At 59.7% G+C, this 17,247-nt stretch carries 16 protein-coding genes, 1 other RNA gene and 1 pseudogene; 10 read left to right on the top strand and 8 right to left on the bottom strand.

Annotated elements, in window-relative coordinates; genetic code table 11:
- Window positions 1-34: 34 nt before the first annotated feature.
- Window positions 35-292 carry an RnfH family protein gene (locus N5D91_RS18095; protein WP_110711986.1) on the bottom strand — a complete coding sequence of 86 codons (258 nt, stop codon included), beginning with the start codon at window positions 290-292 and terminating at the stop codon, window positions 35-37.
- Window positions 293-295: 3 nt separating this feature from the next.
- Window positions 296-721 (bottom strand): type II toxin-antitoxin system RatA family toxin, encoded by a 426-nt coding sequence (locus N5D91_RS18090; RefSeq protein ID WP_087922269.1) that lies wholly within the window; start codon window positions 719-721, stop codon window positions 296-298.
- A gap of 57 nt (window positions 722-778) precedes the next feature.
- On the opposite strand from N5D91_RS18090, the gene smpB reads away from it, so the two are divergent.
- A complete protein-coding gene (gene smpB, locus N5D91_RS18085; protein ID WP_005409231.1) occupies window positions 779-1,282 on the top strand; it encodes an SsrA-binding protein SmpB in 504 nt (167 codons plus the stop codon).
- Between the two features lie 125 nt (window positions 1,283-1,407).
- On the opposite strand, the gene N5D91_RS18080 is transcribed toward smpB, so the two are convergent.
- The gene (locus tag N5D91_RS18080) at window positions 1,408-1,980 is read right to left on the bottom strand and encodes a hypothetical protein (RefSeq protein ID WP_164162780.1); all 573 of its coding nucleotides are present in this window, start codon (window positions 1,978-1,980) and stop codon (window positions 1,408-1,410) included.
- Window positions 1,981-2,199: 219 nt separating this feature from the next.
- On the opposite strand from N5D91_RS18080, the gene ssrA reads away from it, so the two are divergent.
- The 3 genes from ssrA (at window position 2,200) to N5D91_RS18065 (ending at window position 3,810) form a co-directional block, all read left to right on the top strand.
- Window positions 2,200-2,553: a transfer-messenger RNA gene (gene ssrA, locus N5D91_RS18075) on the top strand.
- Between the two features lie 304 nt (window positions 2,554-2,857).
- Complete coding sequence (locus tag N5D91_RS18070) at window positions 2,858-3,337, top strand: hypothetical protein (protein WP_239496547.1); 480 nt, start codon at window positions 2,858-2,860, stop codon at window positions 3,335-3,337.
- 62 nt (window positions 3,338-3,399) lie between these two features.
- Complete coding sequence (locus N5D91_RS18065; protein ID WP_153855106.1) at window positions 3,400-3,810, top strand: hypothetical protein; 411 nt, start codon at window positions 3,400-3,402, stop codon at window positions 3,808-3,810.
- 1,571 nt (window positions 3,811-5,381) lie between these two features.
- Here N5D91_RS18065 and N5D91_RS18060 read toward each other — a convergent pair.
- Together N5D91_RS18060 and N5D91_RS18055 are read right to left on the bottom strand one after the other, a co-directional pair.
- Window positions 5,382-6,293 (bottom strand): hypothetical protein, encoded by a 912-nt coding sequence (locus tag N5D91_RS18060; RefSeq protein ID WP_110711965.1) that lies wholly within the window; start codon window positions 6,291-6,293, stop codon window positions 5,382-5,384.
- Window positions 6,294-6,512: 219 nt separating this feature from the next.
- The gene (locus N5D91_RS18055) at window positions 6,513-8,231 is read right to left on the bottom strand and encodes a MobA/MobL family protein (RefSeq protein ID WP_180854956.1); all 1,719 of its coding nucleotides are present in this window, start codon (window positions 8,229-8,231) and stop codon (window positions 6,513-6,515) included.
- Between the two features lie 353 nt (window positions 8,232-8,584).
- On the opposite strand from N5D91_RS18055, the gene N5D91_RS18050 reads away from it, so the two are divergent.
- Both N5D91_RS18050 and N5D91_RS18045 read left to right on the top strand, forming a co-directional pair.
- On the top strand, window positions 8,585-8,914 hold the full coding sequence (locus tag N5D91_RS18050; RefSeq protein WP_180854955.1) for a conjugal transfer protein TraD: 330 nt from the start codon (window positions 8,585-8,587) through the stop codon (window positions 8,912-8,914).
- A gap of 2 nt (window positions 8,915-8,916) precedes the next feature.
- Window positions 8,917-10,656, top strand: a complete 1,740-nt coding sequence (locus N5D91_RS18045) for a type 4 pilus major pilin (RefSeq protein ID WP_180854954.1) — start codon at window positions 8,917-8,919, stop codon at window positions 10,654-10,656.
- Between the two features lie 203 nt (window positions 10,657-10,859).
- Here N5D91_RS18045 and N5D91_RS18040 read toward each other — a convergent pair whose 3' ends face one another.
- Window positions 10,860-11,441 (bottom strand): hypothetical protein, encoded by a 582-nt coding sequence (locus tag N5D91_RS18040; RefSeq protein ID WP_110711961.1) that lies wholly within the window; start codon window positions 11,439-11,441, stop codon window positions 10,860-10,862.
- Between the two features lie 311 nt (window positions 11,442-11,752).
- On the opposite strand from N5D91_RS18040, the gene N5D91_RS18035 reads away from it, so the two are divergent.
- Window positions 11,753-11,914: an integrase arm-type DNA-binding domain-containing protein gene (locus N5D91_RS18035; RefSeq protein ID WP_219635146.1), complete on the top strand. Its 162-nt coding sequence runs from the start codon at window positions 11,753-11,755 to the stop codon at window positions 11,912-11,914.
- 566 nt (window positions 11,915-12,480) lie between these two features.
- Here the strand turns inward: N5D91_RS18035 and N5D91_RS18030 are convergent.
- Entirely contained in the window at window positions 12,481-12,867 is a 387-nt protein-coding gene (locus tag N5D91_RS18030; RefSeq protein WP_228756329.1) for a hypothetical protein, read from the bottom strand.
- Between N5D91_RS18030 and N5D91_RS18025 the strand changes: the two genes are divergently transcribed.
- From N5D91_RS18025 to N5D91_RS18015, 3 genes and pseudogenes are all read left to right on the top strand, one after another.
- On the top strand, window positions 12,866-13,393 hold the full coding sequence (locus tag N5D91_RS18025) for a CPBP family glutamic-type intramembrane protease (RefSeq protein WP_258011590.1): 528 nt from the start codon (window positions 12,866-12,868) through the stop codon (window positions 13,391-13,393). The genes N5D91_RS18030 and N5D91_RS18025 overlap by 2 nt on opposite strands.
- 256 nt (window positions 13,394-13,649) lie before the next feature.
- Window positions 13,650-13,871, top strand: a pseudogene (locus N5D91_RS18020) (hemolysin D); the annotation flags it as partial.
- 372 nt (window positions 13,872-14,243) lie between these two features.
- Window positions 14,244-15,749: a S8 family serine peptidase gene (locus N5D91_RS18015; RefSeq protein ID WP_232528308.1), complete on the top strand. Its 1,506-nt coding sequence runs from the start codon at window positions 14,244-14,246 to the stop codon at window positions 15,747-15,749.
- Between the two features lie 48 nt (window positions 15,750-15,797).
- Here N5D91_RS18015 and N5D91_RS18010 read toward each other — a convergent pair whose 3' ends face one another.
- On the bottom strand, window positions 15,798-17,231 hold the full coding sequence (locus N5D91_RS18010) for an MFS transporter (RefSeq protein WP_279907309.1): 1,434 nt from the start codon (window positions 17,229-17,231) through the stop codon (window positions 15,798-15,800).
- Window positions 17,232-17,247 lie beyond the last annotated feature (16 nt).

The following is a 17,247-nucleotide window of genomic DNA, read 5'->3' as shown; positions in this document are numbered from 1 at the left end:
CCCCCTGCCCGTCCTCGCGGACGGGTCGCGGGAATCAACCGCCGAGCGCGCGTCGCCGGCGGTTGTCCTTGGGGTCGGCCAGCAACGGGCGTAGCAGTTCGATACGGTCGCCATCCAACAAGGCCTGCTGCGGACGTGCCAATACGCCATGCACGGCCACCGCCGGGCAGTCGGCAGTGCCGTCCAGCGCGGCAGCAGCAATGGCATCGGCCACGGTCGCGCCCTCGTCCAGCTGCAGCCGGCACGACAGCACCCGCTGCGGCCAGGCCAGCACCACCTCGACCTCGATCATCGCTCAGGCCTCGTCGGCGACGCGGACGAAATCATTGACCATCCGATCGGCCAATCCCTGGAAGCCGATCGCCAGGGCCGGACCGAGCAGGCGCGAGCTGGGTTCGAATTCCAGGGTGAGGGTGACCTTGCAGGCATCTTCGGCCAGCGCATGGAATTCCCAGCGACCGTGCAACTGCTTGAACGGGCCGTCGCGCAGCTGCATATCGATGCTGTGCGGGCGCTGCAGGGTGTTCTCCGTCTGGAACCAGGTGCTGAACGAACCCAGGCCCAGGTCCAGGCGCGCCACCAGGCGGTCCTCGCCCTGCTCCAGGATCTGGGCAGCCGAGCACCAGCGGAAGCGGCGCGGATAGGCCTGGACGTCGTTGACCAGGTCGAACATGCGCGCGGCCGAATGTTCGACCAGGGCGCTGCGGCGGATAGTAGGCATGAATACAGGACGTTTCGGCAATCGACCGGGCGGGCCCGAATCGGAGACAATACGGAAATGAGCAAGAACAGCGGCAAGGATAAAGCAAAGAGCGCGACGGCCAACAAAACCATCGCGTTGAACAAGCGTGCCCGCCACGAGTACCACATCGAAGAGCGCTTCGAGGCCGGCCTGGCCCTGCAGGGCTGGGAGGTGAAGTCGATCCGTGCTGGCCGCGGCAACATCATCGACGCCTACGCCTATGTGAAGCACGGCGAGATCTTCCTGATCGGCGCGCAGATCACCCCGTTGATCCAGGCCTCGACCCATGTGGTGGCCAATGACCGGCGCGAGCGCAAACTGCTGCTGCACCGGAGCGAGATCGACAAGCTGGTCGGCAAGGTCGAGCGCGATGGCTATACGATCGTGCCGACGGCGATGTACTGGAGCAAGAACAAGATCAAGCTCGAAGTCGCGCTGGCCAAGGGCAAGCAGACCCACGACAAGCGCGATGCCGCCAAGGACCGCGACTGGGCGATCGAGAAACAGCGTGTGATGCGTCGCGGGAACCGCGACGCATAAGGCGGCTGCACACGACCATGTAGAGTCGAGCCATGCTCGACTGCCTTGGCTTTCTGTAGAGCCGAGCCATGCTCGGCTTCGGTAAGAAAAGCAGTCGAGCATGGCTCGACGCTACAAAAGGCAGGTCACCCCGCCAGCATGCCCTGCCTGCGCATCCGCGGCGCCAGCGCCGCGTGCATCACTGCCAGGTGCATCACCACCGCCAGTTCCGGCGCATAACGGTCATCGCCCGCCCGCCACTTCCGGGCCAGTTCGGCCGCATCGGCCGGCAGCAGCGCCAGCAACTGGGCGTCATCCAGCGAATCCGCCGCGCCCTGCAGCTGTCGGGCCATCTGCCGCGACTGCCAGACGTGCACACCGATACTGAGACTGGCCAGCGACATCAGGACCACGGCCAATCCGTGCTCGAACCACTGCGACAGCACTTCCGGCCCCCATAGCAGGGCCGCCAGCACCGCCAGACCCGGCAGGCGCCACCCCAGCCAATGGATGCGGCCGCGCTGCGACCAATGCACCACCACCGCGCTGGCCACCAACGCGGCGGCGGCGGTGGCCGGCAGCTCGGTCAGCCACGTGGCCGCCAGCAGCACCGCCAGCACCGCCCAGACCCAGCCGGGCGGCAGCGCACGCCGCTGGTAGTCGGCACCGACCGGCCCGATCAGCTGTCGCAGGCTGCGTTGTTGGCTTGCATCGGTCACCCACAGTCTCCGTGTCTGTCCTGGCCCGGATGGTCGTCGCCAGTGTGTCGCAAATTCGTGCCAATGACGTTACCAATCCGCTATGGCGGTGGCTCTACGACTTACTGCGGATTGCCGGGGTGACTGTTCAGCTGTTTTACCGTAGCATTGCAACCGTTGGGCAGGCCCCGACCGTGGCGACACGGGAATGGCCCTGTACCTTGCAGCGCTGTAGAAACCGGGGGTGCATTGGTTTCGACGGGGGTTGTGAAGTCGCCTGGCGCATGCCGAGGGGGTAGCTTTCCTCGTAAATCCAGCTGCAAAACTCTAGTTGCCAACGACGACAACTACGCTCTGGCCGCTTAAGGCCTAAGCCTCGAAACCGCTTGTGTCCATGCTCGCGGTGTAGAGTCACTATCATGGAATCGCGCTGGGTGGCTGCCTGTCAGTCCGGCACTAGAACACAACAGGCTGGTTCCCGGATGCGCTTTGCGCACCGTGCTGTTCGGGGACGAGATCCAACGGTGAGCTAAGCATGTAGTGCTGGGGATGGAGTGCCTTCGGACGGCGGTTCAATTCCGCCCACCTCCACCAACTGCTTGCAAAATCTATCACTAAGTGGCTGATTTTGCAAGGGTTTTGGCATCGGAGTGATACACGAACTGAGCCTGTCTGCAGGTATCAAAGTAGGTATCACTCCGTGCCAAAGCCATTTTTTCTGCGCAGACCGAGCGGGCTATACGTCCGTTTTTTTGTGCCTACGGATCTGCAGCCTCTTGTCGGCTCCCGTTATCTGGTGCGACGCCTGCCCCCTGCTTCAATCGATCTGATGCGGCTTACAGCGGCGAGCGCCGCTGTGGCACTCTCTCAGGCATTCGACCGCATGAGACGCAGTCCAATGACCGAGAAGGATCGGGACGCCCTGCTGAGAGCGTTGGCCGGAACCATTGACCGCTGGACCGGCAACATCGAGCTGCCCAACGGCACCAAACTGACTGACCTCCAGGTCAATGGCCAGGATGATGCCCAAGCACTGCTCCACACCATCAATGGCTTGTCCTCCACCCAATTTGCAACTCGCGGCGCCGCACTGCCCTCGATCATCGAGCCAGTCCCAAACGACAGCCTCGCTACGCGAATTGACTTGTATCTGCAGGATCTGAGGAATGCGAAGACCTCTAGCGGCAACCTGCTGGACAGCGAAAATACGCTGACAATCTTCAAGGAAATTGCTGGCCCAGATGTTCCAATGTCGCAGCTGAGCCAGACGCATGTGCGTGCGTTTCTTAGTGGGCTTCACGACTGGCCCAGCAACGCAAGGAAAAAGACAGCCTACAAGGACCTGTCAGCGCTTCAAATCATCGCCATGGTCAAGTGACGCGCACCGAACGGCCTGGCGACTTCCTACGCTATGCCTAGGTGCCAGCAAGGAAGACCCTAATGGCAAGCCTCGCCTACGACCTCCTGATGGCATTGATTCCCGGCACGGCCGCTGGATACTACTCGGGCTTGCTGATGGCCAAGCTCTCAAAGTTCAATGCGCTGAAATACGAGGCACTTCGAGCTATTCGATCAATCAACTACATGGGCGATGCCAGTAACACACAGATCATCAGTTCAGATAAGAGTGAAGAGCTTCACCTGATAGCATCCGAGCTCTTCCTTCTCAAGCACAAGCGCGCCGGAGTTTCTTTGATGGAAGTTAACAATGAGCTTCTAAATTCAATAGCAGCATGCAAGCACTCGGCGTATCCCGTCGATACCTTCATAAAGCAGATCAGTGACTGGCAAGCCCGAATTCGCGCCCTGAAGGTAGGGCGACGCTTCTTCCTTCCTTGGGGTCAGATCTGATGTCTCTTTGAACCAGCATTGAAAAATTCACCGGCGCCCGAAAATTCTCGGCGCGCTCCGTTTTTCTGCTGAAGAACTCCAAGTGCTCTTTTACCGACAAGGCCACCTCCGGCATCTAATTCAGGACACATCCTCCTGCTGACTCAGGACACTATGGGCCCGCTGTTTTGCCTCGGTCTTTGCTTCTAACCGCCGACCGACCGAGGCAAAGTCTCCCCCGACCCACAATAAGCGAGTCTGGGGACCTTTGCCGGGTCGGTCTACTCTTGCCTGGGCAGAGGACCATCGTCGGCGCTGTGATCACTGTCAATGCACAGCTACGGCAGGTTCACGCCTGACATGGCGCCGGGGCTGGGGTCCTGCCACCAGCATTCACTGGCGTCTCTCCCATGGGCTTTGACCCGTGATCAGGCTGTCGCCTGACGCTATCCAATCTTGCCCTTCGCATACATGGCCAACCCGAGACGGGGCACACAATCCAAGACCAGCTAGGGAACCCATGCCTTGGAACCTCCGCGACGCAGAAGCCATGCTGCCGGATGTGGACGTATTCCTCCACGGTTCAAGGCCGCCACCCGCGTCCTACGGATAGCCCCGGATTGTCACCGGGCGCGAACTAATCGGACCTCCGTGCGATAGCCATTGCTTCTAGCTGGGTTGCGAGGGGTTGCGCTCTTCCCGATGTCGGCTATGTTGTTGCTTGGGGCCGATGCCTGGGCGTGTAGAGCTGCTTTCTACCTACTCGCAGCCGTTGCTGTTAACAACGCGCTGCCGCTAAAAAACAGCATGAGGCCAACGCCAATTCTGTCAATGCCCCCGAAGAATATTCGGGGGCATTGTTTTCCAGCTCCAGAGGCATGAAACGTCAATCGCGCCTTAACTATCCGGGGGGCAGCTCTGCCATAAAAAAGGCCCCAGTGCACAGGGGCCAACCCGATGAAAATGAAAAGAGGAAGGAATTTGCTATTAACCAGGATGAAACACGAGAATTGCCGGGACGCGCGCGTTGATTAAGACACCGCAGGCAGCTCGGAAGCTACCGCCAGCACTCTTCGGATCTTGTAAATCATTGGACCATCGTTGGCGGGTCTACAGTTACTCTGCCACAGCAAGACCCGCCACCGCCGCCGGTACCGCCACCAATCCATCCACCACCACCACCACCGCCACCGCCACCGCCACCGCCTCGTGCGGGGGGCGGAAGGATGTTCGACACTTCCTTGCCGGAGTCGAATTGCTCACCGCGCCAAGTATACTCAACACAGGAAATGCCATTGCAGACGGTAACGATGTCGCCCACCAGAATTCGGTCGGGCCGTGAGACATTCCAGACTTTCCCTCTTGTGGGGTTGCGACGATCTATCTCATCGGCAAGAAGTTTACTTGTCCCCTCATCTGGATTTGGAGTGCTTAAAGTGCAACCTATAGCGCACTGAATTACTCCTGGGTGTTTTCTCGCCAGGAGGTCTCCAGATGCCAGCAGCAGCGCGACCCCGAACAGCGTGGAAATGGACGCATTGCTAACACGGAAAATACCCCCCACACTCATGGCTTGCATAGATCATCCTTTATCATGGGACACAACAGTTATGGAAGATTTTTTCAGACAACGCTAGCGCATCGGCTCGCTCCCTACTGCTGAGATCGCTCTCCGCTTTGATAACGTCGTCGCTGGTGTAAAGTCGAGGATTGATGCGACTAAGCACACGGGTATAGGCCGTTGCTGCGACCGGGTCTCTTTCTCGGGTCCGCCCATAGGTGTAGGCTCTTTTTAAACTTCCCAGCGCGGCAAAATTTCCTTGGCTTTCCATCTCATTGAGATATCTAGATGAATTCTCTTTCCATTGAGCAAGCTTCTCTGGATCATGAATAACGTCATCGAGCGATCCGATAACTTCCTGTGGCGATACTGAATAAGCGAGCATCGCCTCCTGCGACCCCATGGCCGCGGCCTTTGAGAGCCAATCGGCCCGGTAAATTTTTTGATCCAGCACCAATGATTCACACTCCTTGAGAAGCCGCTCTGATCTTTCAAGGAACCAACCGCCTGATCCGAGACTCGAGGCAGAATCGGCCAACTCGTCGGCCCGATCTGATGTGAAGGTTCGGCACTGATCAATGGTTAGATATATTTCGTAGGTTGCCGTGGCGTCGCCCGATTCGGATCGTTGAATCAACTGCTTAACATGGGCCAGTGCGTCGCCGGGAGGACGGAATTCACGACCACGGATGATCTCGTAGGCTTTAGGGCCCAGAGCCTTATATGATCCGGGCGGGATCTTTTTCTCCAGTTCCAATTTACGTGCGCTTGTTGCGGGAAAGGCGGGTGAATCGCCCCTTCCAATTGGTGCATTCTCTTGGACCTCCTTCTCCTCAGATTTTCGCTGCGCATCATTTGCTTGCAGTCGGTGGCCGAAAACTGCACCAATCACGACAGCCCCTGCTGCTGCGGCTACAAAGATTCCAATTAGCTTCTTCTTCATCTATCGATCTCACTTCTCCGTCGAAACGGAACAATTACAAGGGAAGGAAGGCAAGGTTCTAGGTCTTCCGCCGCCTTGTACAGAGCAAAAACGCTGAACGAAGCGCATCACCCCCGGTGCAACCCGAGGCCATATTCATCATTCATTCATAATTTTGCGTGGAGCTGAGAAAGCGCGTGCCACTTCACTTGGTGCTCGGCCACCCAAGGATCCTAGGTATCAGAGGCAAGGCCCGCGCTGTTTGCCTTGGCTCACCTGCTGCCCGCTCCTTGTCAGTTGCTCCGTAAGCGTGCGCGTTGGGGTCGTTCCAGGGCGCTGCGATTTGTGCGGCTGTGCTGTATCGGCAGTGATGGGATAGCGCTTCAGCATTGATGCTGCGAGCTTATCCAAAGCTTCTACACTCGTAGCTGCCTGTGCCGCATACTTCACCTGTGCTGCCAGGCCTGTCGCTAGACGCGCAGCATCGCGCCGCGTCCGGCGTCGCTCAATGCGCTCTTCACCACTCCGACGCCGCTGCGCCCAATCGCGCCTGCTACCGCTCCAGAGCGACGGCTTGGGATTCTTCCTCTCCCATGTCTCCAATTTCATTTTGGCTTCCGTGAGTGAAATGTCTGCCTTAACTTCGGCCTGTAACCTGCGCTCCCATCGAGTGGTGTCACGAGCCACCTGTTTCAATGAACTGTGAAGCTCGCGCATATCGTTTCGATATGACGCCCTCTGGGGGTAGGCGCCCGCCCTGCTCGACATGTCAAAGAGCTTGGCGACCGTCGAAAGGCTCCGCCGAACGGTCGCATCTATACCCTCCAGCCACACCCGCCTTGCTTCCATCTCCAGCTGCTCTATTTCGGCTTCGTAACGAGCCATGGCCTCGTCTGCTTGCTTGTTCGCAACCTTGCTACGAAGGCGGCTAGCCGCCTTCATCAAGGCTGGCTTGAGACTTGGCGGAAAGCGCGAGGCGCCCGACCCCATTCGCCCAGCGCGGTGCGCTACTGATACTGGTCCTGTTCGCGCTCGTGGGGGCGCCACCGCAAACTGCCCGAGGTGTGGTTGCCGCACTTCTTTTCCAACCGCTGCAAGCCTCTCACGTTGAGCTGCTTCTTGCGTATGGGAGCGTGGCGTCGCCATCACCCTTCCCTCTTTCTCCAAGCGTTCCAGGTAGTCGCGCAGTTCAACGCGATTGGCGTTTTGGATTTGGTTGTTTACCGTGCCCCGCTCGCTATCTTCACCCCTCCTACGCATCGCGGTTGCTGCCTTACCCTCGTGCTGGGCGGCTTCACGAGCCAACACGGCTGCGAACCCAATATGGCCATCAGCTTCGGCGGCATGCGCTTGCTTAGCCAGACTGCGATGATCGACACGTTCAGCGACCTGTGCTCGTTCCAGATGCGAATTGATACGTTCAGCAACCGCTTCACGAAGAATGCGGATAGCCTCCGGACCTGCACCACCACGCGCATCAAATTCAGCACATGCACGTGCACCCAGGCCTTCAGGACCGATCTGACGCGGTGTCATCAGGAGATGCACATGATGATTGCGCTCATCCCCCTTCTTATCGGGCTCATGGACTGCAACAAGCACCGCAACCTGATAGCGGTCAACCAACATCTGACCCAGATCGCACGCGAGCGCACGACGCTGCGCTTCGTTCAGTTCTGCAGGCAGAGCAACTTCAAGCTCTCGCGCCGTCCTGGCGTTTAGCCGGGTCTCGGCCATTTCCGAGCGATTGAAACAGGCGACCGGATCTCGCGCCCATTCGGGGGCATTTTGCGGAGCCAACATATCAACCGAGGCAACGCCACTGCGCCTTGTGTAGTCGTGTTTGATACCGGTCAACTCGTCATTAATCACAATGCCCGCACGATACGCCGCAGCGGCAGTAGAGGAATGACCCTTGCCGCGCGAAAAGGCTTTGACGGTGGCGTGATGAATGGCCATTTCGATTTTTGTCCTTGCTCCTATTCTTGTTTTTGGCGACGCCCCCAAGGGGGCTAGCATCGGGGCGGCCTGCGAAGCGGGCCGGGGTCTGGGGCGGAGCCCCGGCGCACGGTTTCCCGCAGGGAAACCATAAGTGCGCTCCTGCTTTGATCCTTGCCGCCACTATTCGTGACGGCTTCGGGCAAGAGACCGGGGCTCGCTTCGCTCGCGTTTCCCGCTGGGGCTGGCTCGCTCTCGCTCGCCTGTGCCCCTCTAATTCAGGATGACAGGGAATTGCAATATGACAAGTCGATGACTTGCCAATAGCCGATTTTCTGTTTGCATGAGGTGTAGGACATTACGAGAACTCAACAATGGCAACACGCTCTATACAAGAACAAATCACCGCCGCTACTGAGCGTCTCGCAAAATTGAAAGCACGGGAGATGCTGGCCGAGCAAAGATCAAAAGCAAAGACAAGAGCTAGCGAACGCAAAGCAGACGCGCACCGCAAGATTCTCCTGGGCGGCGCGGTCATCGCCGCTGGGGCTGATTCACTGGATGAGACTGAGCTTGTTGGCCTACTACTTGGGTATCGAGAGCACATCTCAAAGCCGGCCTTCGTTCAACAACGAAATGAGATGCGCACGCGCGGGCGAATGCATCTAGCCGAGCGAGAAGCATCCCGCGCAAAGAAGCGCTAACCATGAAGCCATCAAGCCGCCCACATCCGCAACGTGGCATCTCATTGATCGAGCTGATGTTTACGGCGAGTGCTATGACACTTCTTTCCGGTGCGGCTTTCGCTATCTATCATTCATCGGCAAACAACGCAGATGTTCGCGCAGAACAAGCGAATATTCACACCATCGCTCGCAATGCAGACATGACGTATGGAGCGCTCGGCTCCTATGCGGGACTGACAACCGCTCAGGCTATTGCCGACCGCGTTCCACCCGTTTCAATGAACTCTGGCGTTGGCCTAACGAGCCGATGGGCGCAACCCGTTATTCTTGAGCCTGCCACTATTGATGACCGCCCCAACGCAGGGTTGAAGATTGTTTACCACGCGGTTCCAACGCGTGCGTGCCTAAAGCTAGCTGCTGCGGCGAGTGGAGGCATGTATGACCTCGAAATAGACGACACATCGGTCTTCAATCGCGGCAATAATCATCGTCCGACCCAATTGGACATCCAGGCCGCGACTCAACGATGCAGGAATCCAGCACGGCTCGCGTTCACATACTACGGCGGCGCTACTGGCCTGTCTGCGCAAGTTCTCACACCCGTTGCACTGCCACCGCCCCCTCCAACATCAGCTCCGCCACCACCGGCCCCGGTGGTGGCGCCACCGCCCGTAGCTGTTACTCCACCTGCTCCATCTCCTGGCTGCGGAGCGGCTCCCACGGCTCCAGCCACAGGAACGGCACCTGCGGGTCAAACGTGTTCGTTTATTTGGAATTCGGTAGCTGCTCCTGCTTGCTGGTCTCCGCTGGCGTTATGCGTGCCAATCGCCGCTCAACCTCCAATTCCAACCGCACCACCGGCGCCACCCGCCGTCACTCTTCCTATTGTCCCTCCCGTCATCACACCCGCCTGCTCAGCGCCATTACCGTTGAGCGAAAGCGCGGCGCAAACGGGCGTTTGTCCTTCAGGCACTCTCACCATCAGTGGCGCCACTTCTTTTCCGCAGACCCGCACCCGCACTACGACGTATTCATGCCCCGACCCGTTCGCAAGCCCAATCGCGCTGACGGGACCATGGTCAGCCTGGTTACCGGCAGCAGCGAGTATCTGTGCTCCCGCATGCACGTCTGCGCCGCCAACCAGCGTTGCAATCACGCGCGCCGCGCCAGCAGAGAGCCAGAACGTGGGTTGCCCGGCTGGGCAGGCAGGTCAGCACTGGCAACAACGCAACCGCATTGAGAACGGCACGCGCACCACGTCCTGGTCCTGCCCGGCCGCGACCGGGTCCCCGGTGTCGAGCACCTCAGAGAGCTGGAGTGGCACCTACACGGCATCCAGTGGCTGGGTTACCACCTCCAACACCTGCACGCCTCCGGCAAGAACCTATCCGACCTACACCGGAAAATCGTGGATTTCCTGGGGCGACGGTGGGCTTTACGGCTGGGGCGTGTTCTGCTCGGTGTCGCAGTTCCTCGCTGACCAATTTCACTGCACGCAGAGCGTTAATACCAACGATGACGCGACGTTTTCGGGCGGCCTCGCGAGGCCTCAAGAACAGACATTGACGCCAGAGCGCCGGACCTGCGTCGCCGCACTTAAACAGAAACTGACTCCAATGCCTGGATTTGGTTCCCCAAGCACCGGACCAGTCAATTGGCCAACAGAGTGCGCCTGTGATGTGGTCGGGAATGGCTCGGCGTTCTACTGGCAAACCGTGGGCGCATCGGACTGGTCAGCCTTCGAGTTCCAATGCCAGTAAACGGCCATTGGTTCACTCCGTGGAGAGGGAGACCAGGCCAAGCCGCGCCAAGCCAAAAAAGCAAAGCCCCCGCGTGAGCGAGGGCTTTGGGTATCGGCGGGCAAAGCAATTTCTCTAATTTTTCTAAGCTGCCCATAGGGCAGTGAACTGCCGACGTTCCAAATCTAAGGCAGCTCAAGGCGTTGTCAAGCCATCGACCTGCATCACTCCGTGGAGAGGAAGACCGGGCCAAGGCGCTCGGTCTTTCCGTTGACCAGATGCAGCAACTGCCCGCCAGCAATCAGCCAACCGTCTCCGTTAGCGCGGTCGGCTCTGCTAAACCCTACTGCTCCGTCGTTGCGCAGGGTCGGGGCCCCGGCATTGCCGTCCTTGTAGAAATGGCTCCACGCCCTGGCGGCCGGTGTCATCGTCAGCACCTTCTGCCAAGGATGGCTGTGGATGGTTTCGCCGGTGAAAGCAGAACCTTCCATCACCTCGCTGGTCCGTATGGCACAGCCGTGTGGCACACCATCTGTGTAGAGGCGCAGGGAAAAACGCTGGCCGTCGCTGGCAATCGCGCCACAGGCCTCGTTCCCGCTCTGGCGGGTGTAGTCATGAAGCACTCGCCCGGTGCGCCGGAGGAAGTCCGGTAAAGCCTCGCCGGGTTCGCTGACATGGTCGCCCAGATGCTGGCGCTCCCAACCCTGTTTGGTTCCGGCGGGCGGAACTGAACCGGCCTGCGCCACGGCCTCACCACACGCTCCAAGCCAAATGGTCAACACCACCATCACCGATGCAATGCGCACAACTGCTCCTAAGCAGTTGTGCTTTGCACCTCGGCCCCATGCCGGGTATCATCAGAGGCATCAAAATTTGCACCTTTTGGAAGCCAAATATCTTTTGCTTTCAATAGGTTGCAAATAGGCGCAAATGGCTCCGCCCACCTCCACCAACGAACGGTTCGTCAAGGACCGGAGAAGCCCGGAAACCCCCGCATCACAAGGGTTTCCGGGCTTTTTTCTTGTCCGCAGCAGACCGGGGCAATCCGTTTCAATCCATGAGACGGTGGGGGTATATCAGGGGGTATCCGACCGCACCCACTGAAGCGATACCCCCAATGCCTCTGACCGACGCAGCCATCAGGCGCGCCAAGCCGCAGAAGATCACCGACGGCGGCGGCCTGTACCTGTACCTCTACCTCACCCCGACCGATGCACGCAGCGGGCGCTGGAAGTACCGCATCGCGGGCAAGGAGAAGCTGCCGTCGATTGGCCTGTAGCCGGACCAATTTCTGAATCGGTTGCCCGCCTCCAGCTGGTCAATCCCTACGACCATTGCACCAGCTTCGGTCGCTCTCACGCACCCTCCCACTTCACGCCCGGCGGGAGGTCTGCACTTCGTTAGCCGGGGAGATCCAGTACCCGACCCCGTCGTTGCACACCACGGCATAGTTCAGCTCGAAAGTGACGTCTTTGGCCCAGACTGGCCGGACAATGTCGCTAAAATTCATGATCTCCGACATCAATTCTGACCCAAGGCGCGCCTACTAATTGGGCTGCAGAACAATTTGGTGTCGCCTTCGACCACATCCACCCTGCCGCCCCAACGAGGATTCAGCACTAAAGTCGCTGCATCTCGAATTCCATCGAGCATCGTAGAACTGGAACTCGCCCCATATTCTGAAGCCATCGCTGCGGAGATTTCAGATCATTTTTTTGGCGAAGTTCACGTCTCGGCGGCGGCGCTGCGAGAAACGAAATCTCACAACACGGTTGACAGGTCCAGAGGGGGCTCGCAAGGATGACCACCCCAACAACGGGGAAACAAGGATTCCATATCCGTGATCTAAATAGAACTGAAGTTGCAGAGATTTCGGGTGGTTCGGGTAGCATTCAATTCCAGATTGGTCGGAGCAACGGCACTCACGTGCGCGGAAACTCCGAGAAAATCGGAGAAATGGCGTACCGCTATGGCCGAATCGCACCATTCAGTGGAATCGGCGCTGCAGGGATGATCTGGAAGCACATCATGATGAAGTGATGCAGTAACCAAAGCCCCGACCTGAGTCGGGGCCTGGAACATGGGAACAACATTTGTGATCAACAAGATAGCGCTCTGGAAGCCTCGCCCCATCGCAGAAAACAAAATATTCGCGGCGGCGATCGCAATAGTCAGCGTCGGTGCGGCGCAAGGAATTCTAAACCATTTCGACGTTTTCGGATCGAAAGCCATGACCGAACTTCTAGCCTTCCTTGTCTGCGTTTGGCTTTTCCCCAATGAGCCGGGGAGAAAGTGGACATTCCCCCTTGGATTGAGCTTGGTGACTATCGGGCTATTGGGAGGGGCAATTTGGGTTTTTTTCATTGGATTCCCCCAGAGGCACGAAACCAACTTCCCCCTCCTATCGGACGTGCCCTTGAAGTTCTATATCCTCGGTCTAGTGACAAGCTGCATCGTAGCTCCACTATTTGAGGAGAAGACTGTGAGGCATCTCCTTTGGGATGGAGCCTCCCATTACTTTGGGAAACTGGCAGCCACCATCGGCGTAAGCGCGCTATTTGCAGCGGTTCATGTCGATGGAATGATTTCGGCCTTCCTCGTCTCGGTAACCCTCTGCATCGGAACGCAATTCTTCAATCTCAACTCAGCGCAGCGATCAATAATTCACGGCATCATCAATTTATCTATGCTGCATTGGGTTCTTCTGTATCCGACACTCCGTGAATCTATTCAGTCAACCTTTGGTTCGTCATCGTAACCACAGGAGCGGGGTTGGCGCTTTTTTAGAATAATTTATCGCTAAAGCATGGGGAACGGGAACCATCAATTGCCTCCCCTGCTTCTGCCCGCTTGGCGATTCTGACAGCACCATCGCTTTGCGTCTCCGCTGCCTTCTCTTTCCATCCCAAGATCACATTATTGAGGGTCTAGCCCATTGAAGTCGTGATTCAATCCGAGGCAGCTGAATGCGGGCTCGCCTGCCTGGCCATGGTCGCCTCGCATCATGGCAACACTCTCGCAGCGCCTTGACGGGGAACCAGAAGGACGGCGACACGAAGCAGTCTCTATATCGAGTCCTGGTCTCGTTGGATCAGCAGGGAGTGCTGGCATACGGGAGGATGGAGCCGCTTCGCCCTGGCATGCAACTCGAGGCAGATATCATGGGGGAGCGTCGCAAGCTTTATGAATGGCTGCTGGAACCGCTCTATTCTGTGTCCGGAAGGCTGAAGGGCTAGTACGCGATGGCTCGATTGGACCGGCAGCAGTAAACGGTTCGTCACGAACCGAAGAAGCCCTGAAATTCCACCAGCGTGGGTTTCCGGGCTTTTTCATTTCCCGACCAGCTTCGCTGTGAAACTCCCTGAAAAGGCGCCACATAGATCGAAGTCCGACAGGACATGTCGGCATCGGTCATCTTCTCTCGCTTTCGACATCACTAAACCACTTCAGAAATTTCCTACCCTCTCCTTGGGGGGGATGTGTCCGCGAAGCCGTTCGTCCTTGGTCGCCATCAAAAGGAGACCACGGGACACCTGCACCCTTCACATCCAAGCCGAGCCCGAAGGGCACGGCCTGTTCGACACATCTTCCACAAAGGAACTGTATCCATGCGTACGTCGCTTCGGGTTTCCCTTGCCAGCGCCATCACCCTGGTCCTGGCCAGCGCCCCCGCCTTCGCCCAACCCACCGAACGGGTATGGACGCGAGGCATGGCCAGCAACGAGCAGTACAGCAGTTTCATCGTCAAGTACCGGGACGGCAGCAGCAAGCGCGTCTCCGCCACCACCGCGCAGGATGCGCTGAAGAAACGCCTCGGCGTCCAGCAGCGCAGCAAGCGTTCGATCGGAAGCGCACCGCCAGCAGCCGCGTCCGTAACCCATCAACGCCGCATGGGCGGCGGGGCCGACGTCGTTACTACGGACAAGCCACTGGACCTCCCGGAAGCGCAGATCCTGATGCAGCGCATCGCCGACGATCCGGATGTCGAGTATGTGCAGCCGAACTACATGATGAGCGCATTCGCCACACCGAACGACCCACGCTACGGCGAGCAGTGGCACTACAGCAATCCGACCAGTGGCGCGCGCCTGCCCGGCGCGTGGGATCGCTCCACTGGCCAGGGCGTGGTGGTGGCTGTGGTCGATTCGGGCTACCTCAACAACAACGACCTGCAGGCCAACCTGCTGCCGGGCTACGACATGATCTCGTCGACCCGTCCGTTCAGTGATTGGCAGTGCATCATCGGCGGAATGAATCCCGGCTGTGGCGGATCCGACGATGGCGATGGACGCGACGCCGATGCCTTCGATGCCTCGGGCATCGCACACGGCACCCACGTCGCCGGAACGGTCGCTGCGGTGACCAACAACCAGATCGGCGTGGCCGGCGTGGCCTACAACGCGAAGGTCGTGCCGGTACGCGTACTCGGCAACCAGGGCAATGGCGGTTCCGCCGACATCATCGATGGCATGCTCTGGAGTGCCGGTATCAACGTGCCCAACGTCCCGGCCAATGCGAACCCGGCCGAAGTCATCAATCTCAGCCTGGGCGGCCGCCGCGCCTGCTCGCCGGCCGAGCAGGATGCAATCGACGACATCACCGCGCAGGGCACGATCGTGGTGGTCGCCGCCGGCAACAGCAATCTGGATGTGTCCGAGTTTGCTCCGGCGAACTGCAAGGGCGTGATCGCGGTGGCTGCCAACGATCAGGGCGGGCGACGCGCGTTCTACTCCAACTATGGCGCAGGCATCCATATCACCGCACCCGGTGGTGAAACCTGGTCCTGCCGCGCGTCCGTCGGCGAGTTCCTGCCGCTGGCCACGCCGCCTAGCCAGGCCAACTGCGCCCCGACCCGTCAGCATCCGGCGCAGGGCATCCTGTCCACGGTGGGTAACAACGCCTTCGACTTCATGTCCGGCACTTCGATGGCGGCGCCTCACGTCGCTGGCATCGTCGCGCTGATGCAAGCGGTGGCGCCGGTGCCCAAGACCACCGACCAGGTCAAGGACATCCTGCGTCGCACTGCGCACCCGATCGCCGCAGCGAACTGCCCGGGTGGCTGCGGGCCAGGCATCATTGACGCGGCCGAAGCCGTGAAGGCAGCCAGCAACTGATGGCATGGCGCAGCGGCCCGGCAAGGTCGCTGCGCCCTCCTCCGTTCCTCAGTTCACGTCTGCCGGAAAGCGGCATCGCTTCACCAGCAGCATGCCCAGCATCGGCGCCAACGCGAAGGTGGCAAACAGCCACCGGGCCGCACGCGCGGTTCCCTCGGCCCCGCCCAGCTCGATCAGTCCCGCTGCATTGGCGACCATCCCGGCAAGCGCTGCCCCGGCCGCGGTGGCGAACAGCTGGATGGTGGTGATCGACGCACCGGCGCGCTCCTGTTCCTCCGGCGGTGCAGAGGTCAGAACACGTGTCAGCAGGTGAGGCCAAGCCAGACCCACGCCGATCCCGATGACGGCCAGCGCCACGCAGATCGGCACCATCTGCAACCACGTACCGCTGCCCGCAGCCGGCACCCGCAGCGCCAGCCCGATCATGCCCACCCACCCCAGCGCCGGGCCGATCATCAACGCCCGGTCAACGGCGCGCCCGCTGAAGCCGGAGCCGACCAACGACCCGAGCGTCCAACCGGCCGCCATCAGCGCCGCGAGGTAGCCCGCAGCAAGCGGTGATTGCTGATGCAGCACCTGCAGGAACAGTGGCACGAAGACCTCGCCGCTGGTGATCATCACCACCAGCAGCGACATCAGCCCATACAACGCGGCCAGCCGCGAGCGGAGCCGGAGAGCGCCGGAAGGAAGCAGCGTCTGCTTCGCTCGGGACTCGATCCTCATCAGCACCACTGCGAGGAACACGGCCATCACGATGCCAACGAAATTGTTGACTGCGCTCGAGGATGTACTGCCAAGGGAGACGCTGATGACGGCCAGGGTCAGCAGCAGGATCTGCAGCCACGGGACCGAGGACCTGGCCGCAGCTGAAGACGATGCCTCCCTCTGCGGAAGGACGTTCGACGCCAGCAGCGCGAACAACACGGCAACCGCGGTGACCGACCAGAATGCGGCCCGCCATACGCCCCATTCGGCGAAGACGCCGCCCACCGCAGGCCCGATCAACGTCGCCACGCCCCACATCCCCGAAACCAGGGCCATCGCGCGGGGCCAGAGCGGTTCTTCGAACGCGAGCCGGATCATGGCGTAGGCCAGTGCGAACAGGAAGCCGCCGCCGACACCCTGCACCAGCCGCCCCACCAGCATCATCGGCATCGAGGTCGCGAGCGCGCAGATCACGGCACCGGCTGCGAAGATGAGCGTCGCCAGTGCATAGCTTCCACGAGGCCCGGCACGTTCAAGCAGCTTGATCGACAATGCCGACCCCAGGATGGACGCGACCACGAAGAGCGTGGTGTTCCATGCGTAGAGATCCAGGCCACCGATGTCCTCCACCACGGTTGGCAACATGGTGGTGGCGATGTAGACGTTGACCGCATGCAGTGCGACCCCGCCCGCCAGGGCAAGTGAGCGCACTGCATTGCGGCCGGACAGGAGATCGCCCCAGCGGGTGCCGGGGACGGCGATGCCTTGCTGTTCCATTTTCGTTCAAACCTAT

Origin of the sequence: Stenotrophomonas sp. GD03794 (assembly GCF_029842145.1) — a bacterium.
In the GTDB taxonomy this organism is placed as follows: Bacteria; Pseudomonadota; Gammaproteobacteria; order Xanthomonadales; family Xanthomonadaceae; genus Stenotrophomonas; species Stenotrophomonas riyadhensis.
Note: the sequence above shows the minus strand (reverse complement) of the source record. Positions and strands in the feature narration are given on the sequence as shown.